Genomic DNA, 4,211 nt, shown 5'->3' on the forward strand with positions numbered 1-4,211 from the left:
GCGCGTCGGGTGACGCGCGGCCTTCGGGGTGTGCGGGGCGTCAGGGTGTCTGCTGTTCGGGGACCCGGAGGGCGAGGATGGCCATGTCGTCCGAGGCGGGTTCCACCGCGAAGCGCTCGACGGCACGCAGGACCCGGGCGGCCACGGCGCCCGCGGTGAGGCCCGTACAGCCGGTGAGGACCTCCGCCAGGCCCTCGTCGCCCAGCATCCGCGTACCCTCGCGGCGTTCGGTGACGCCGTCCGTGACACAGAGCAGGACATCGCCCGGGTCGAGGGTGATGACCTCCTCGTACAGTTCCAGGTCTTCCATGACGCCGAGGAGGGGCTGGGGTTCGGCGGCGGGTTCGACGGTGCCGTCCTGGCGGAGGCGGAGCGGCAGCGGGTGCCCGGCGCAGACCAGTTTCATCAGGGCGCTGCCGTCCTCCTGGGGGTGCAGCTCCCCGTAGAGAAGGGTCAGGAAGCGGCTGCGGGCGCCCTCGTCGAGGATGGCGGCGTTGAGGCGCTCCAGGACGGCGGGGCCGCCGAAGCCCTCGCGGGCGAGCAGGCGCAGCGCGTGGCGGGCCAGTCCGGTGACGGCGGCCGCCTCGGGGCCGGTGCCGCAGACATCGCCGATGGCGAAGCCGTAGGCGCCGTCGCGGATCGGGAAGACGTCGTAGAAGTCGCCGCCGACCTCGTTGCCCTCGCCCGCCGCGCGGTAGATGACCTCGACCTCCACGCCGGGGACGTCCGGCGGCTCGGGCGGCAGCAGGCTGCGCTGGAGGGAGTGGCTGATGGCGACGCGCTCGGAGTAGAGCCGGGCGTTGTCCAGCGCGAGGGCGGCCCGGCGCGAGAGGTCCTCGGCGAGTTCGAGGATCTCCTGGCGGAAGTGGTCGTCGGCGGGCTTGCCGAGGGTGAGCATGCCGATCACGCGGTTGCGGGCGAACAGCGGCAGGACGACGGTCTCGCCGCCGACGGCGGCCGCGGTGGCCAGGGTGGTGTCGAGACCGGAGGAGACGGACGGGGCGGGGCCGAGTCCCTCACGCTGGGAGGTGAGGACGGCGGCGCGCTGGGCCGCCTTCCCGGGCGCGGGCCAGACGCGGGCGCCGGGGGTCGGGAGCGGGTCGGGTGGCGCGATCTTGGAGAGCAGGGCCTTCAGGCCGTCGATGCGGTCCTCGTCCTCGTGCAGGACATAGCTGAGCTGAGGGTCGGAGGCCGGGTCGGCAATGGTGTAGACCGCGCACCAGGTCGCCAGGGTGGGCACGGTCATCTGGGCCATGAGGGCGAGTGTCTGGTCCCGGTCGAGGGTCCCGGCGAGCAGGTCGGACGCCTCGACGAGGAAGGAGAGGGAGCCGCGCCGCAGCCGTTCCAGTTCGCCGAGGCGGGCGGACTCGACGGCCAGCGCGATCCGGTCGGCGGCGAACTGGAGGCGCAGGGCCTCCTCGTTGGAGTAGCGGCCCGGGGCCTCGGCGGCGACACCGAGGGAGCCGGTGAGCCGTCCCTCGACCTTGAGCGGGACGGTGACGACGGAGCGCATCCCGGTGGAGTTGAGGAGCGGTACGGCGCCGGGCACGGCGGCGAGGTCGTCATGGACGGCGGGCATCCGCGCGGAGCCGTACCGTCCGGTGCCCGCCTCGACGGGGACGCGGGCGAAGCGCTGGCGCGCGGAGGGCAGTCCGGTGGTGGCGCGTACCTCCAGTTCGGTCTCGTCGTCGGTGGCGAGCAGCAGGAAGGCGGAGTCGCCGTCGAGCATGTCGCGGGCGCGTTCGACCGTGCGCTGGAGGAGCCCGTCGAGGTCCTCGGGGGCGGGGGAGCCGATGAAGACCTCGAAGGGGTCGGTGGCGGCGCTCTCGGCGCCGCCGTCGCCGACGGGTCCGCGCTGCGGGGTCTGGAGGATGGCGCGTTCGTCGTCCCGTACCAGCAGACAGACGGTGGACGGTTCGCCGTGGGTGTCGCGGACCCGCAGATGGGAGGCGTACACGGGGATGACGCGGCCGTCGCAGCCCCGGATGCCGTAGCTGCCCTCCCAGCGGGAGAGCTGGAGGGCCTCGGCGACGCCGGTGCCGATGCCCGGAGTGTGGGGCCAGGCCGCGAGGTCGGCGAGGGGTTTGCCGAGGACCTGTTCGGCGGGGTAGCCGAAGAGGTCCTCCGCGTCCTTGTTCCAGACGGCGATGGCTCCGGCGCGGTCGACCTGGGCGACGGCGACCCGTACGCGTTCGTCGGCGACGGGCAGCAGCGCGGTGGGCAGGGCGGGTCCGGCCGAGCGGGTGCCGACGGGGCGCTGGGGGAGGTCGAGCTGGAACCAGACCTGTTTGTGGGTGGGGGTGTACTCGACGCCCCAGCGGGAGGCGAGGGTGGAGCAGAGCAGCAGTCCGCGGCCGTTCTCGCTGTCGAGGCTGGCGATGGCGCCGCCGGAGCCCTGGAGCGGGACCTCGCGTTCGGGGTAGCGGTCGGCGACCTCGACCCGGACGCCGTCGTCGGTGCGCAGGCACAGGACGTCGGCGGCGGTGCCCGCGTGGATGACGGCGTTGGTGACGAGTTCGCTGGTGAGGACCACGGCGTCATCGACGACATCGCTGTAGCCCCACCCTTGGAGGGTGTCGCGGACGAAGGCGCGGGCGGTCGCGACGGACCGTCCGAGCGGATCGAAGCTGGCGGACGCCCGCGCGGTGATCACAGAACTCCTCGTACGCGTTTCGACGCCCGGCTCTGCCATGATCGGCCTGTCCCTCCCGGTGCCCGGTGGTGTTCACTCGCCCGTTTCGACCCGGCCGGGCGGACCGGGACGGTTGGACAGCCGGATGCCAGGTTACTTACCTTCGCTGTCCGAGCGGATGCCGGTCACCGCTCTTTCCGCCCTCCGGGGCGGAGACGCCCGTGCGGAGCCGCCGAACTGTTATGGCCTAGTTCCGCTTGGGTGAAACACTGGGCAGGCTTCCTGATGGAGCTCAGGCAGTACGGTCAACCCCTGCGGGAGGCACACGGTGGAGTCTGGCGTGGCGACGCGTGGAAAGAGCGCGCGCCCTCAAGGCGGACGATCCCGGAGTAATGGGACAACTGAGGTGGACACGGCGGCGCTGAACCGTCTGCTGGCCGCCCTGGTGTCGATGCGCGACGGCAACTTCCGCAGGCGGCTGACGGTGTCCGGCGACGATGTGATGGCCGAGATCGCGGCCGTCTACAACGAGGTCGCCGACCGCAGTCTGCACCTCACCGCCGAGCTGGCACGGGTACGCAGGGTGGTGGGCCGCGAGGGCAAGCTCGCCGAGCGGCTGGAGACGGGCGCCTGCGAGGGCGCCTGGGCCGCCGCGATCGATGCCTCGAACGCGCTCGTGGACGATCTGGGCCGACCCGTCTCCGAGGTCGGCCGGGTGCTGTCGGCGGTCGCCGACGGTGATCTCGGCCAGCGGATGGAGCTGCGCTCCCACGGCGCCGACGGCGCGGTGCGGCCGCTGCGCGGTGAGTTCCTCAAGGTGTCGCGGACCGTGAACGGCCTGGTCGACCAGCTCTCCGCCTTCACCGACGAGGTGACGCGCGTCGCGGTGGAGGTCGGCACCGAGGGCAAGCTCGGCGGTCAGGCCCAGGTCCGGGGCGCCTCCGGCTCCTGGAAGCACCTCACGGACTCCGTGAACACCATGGCGTACCAGCTCACGGCCCAGGTCCGGGATATCGCGGTGGTCACGACGGCGGTCGCCAAGGGCGATCTGTCGCAGAAGGTGACCGTCCATGTCGCGGGCGAGATGCTGGAGCTGAAGAACACCGTCAACACGATGGTGGACCAGCTCCAGTCGCTCGGCTCCGAGGTGACCCGTGTCGCCCGCGAGGTCGGTACGGAGGGTGAGCTGGGCGGCCAGGCCGAGGTGCCCGGGGTCGCGGGTGTCTGGAAGGACCTCACCGACTCCGTGAACACCATGGCGGGCAACCTCACCAGCCAGGTGCGCGGGATCGCCGAGGTCACCACGGCGGTCGCCAACGGTGACCTGTCGCAGAAGGTCACCGTCTCCGCGCGCGGCGAGGTCGCCCAGCTCGCCGAGACGATCAACCAGATGACCGAGACCCTGCGGACCTTCGCGGACGAGGTCACCCGGGTGGCCAGCGAGGTCGGGGCCGAGGGGCTGCTCGGCGGTCAGGCCCGCGTCCCGGGCGCGGCGGGGACCTGGAAGGACCTGACCGACTCGGTGAATACGGCGTTCCGTAATCTGACGGGTCAGGTGCGGGATATCGCGCAGGTGACG

2 protein-coding genes are annotated in these 4,211 nt (G+C 72.4%); one reads left to right on the forward strand and one right to left on the reverse strand.

Annotated features, from left to right (window positions below):
* Positions 1–40 precede the first annotated feature (40 nt).
* On the reverse strand, positions 41–2,692 hold the full coding sequence (locus tag ACFVIM_RS12895) for a SpoIIE family protein phosphatase (protein ID WP_384300738.1): 2,652 nt from the start codon (positions 2,690–2,692) through the stop codon (positions 41–43).
* Between the two features lie 268 nt (positions 2,693–2,960).
* Between ACFVIM_RS12895 and ACFVIM_RS12900 the strand changes: the two genes are divergently transcribed.
* The coding region (locus tag ACFVIM_RS12900; RefSeq protein WP_384300739.1) for a HAMP domain-containing protein at positions 2,961–4,211 on the forward strand (1,251 nt) is incomplete at its 3' end.

This window comes from Streptomyces sp. NPDC057638, from assembly GCF_042800315.1.
In the GTDB taxonomy this organism is placed as follows: Bacteria; Actinomycetota; Actinomycetes; order Streptomycetales; family Streptomycetaceae; genus Streptomyces.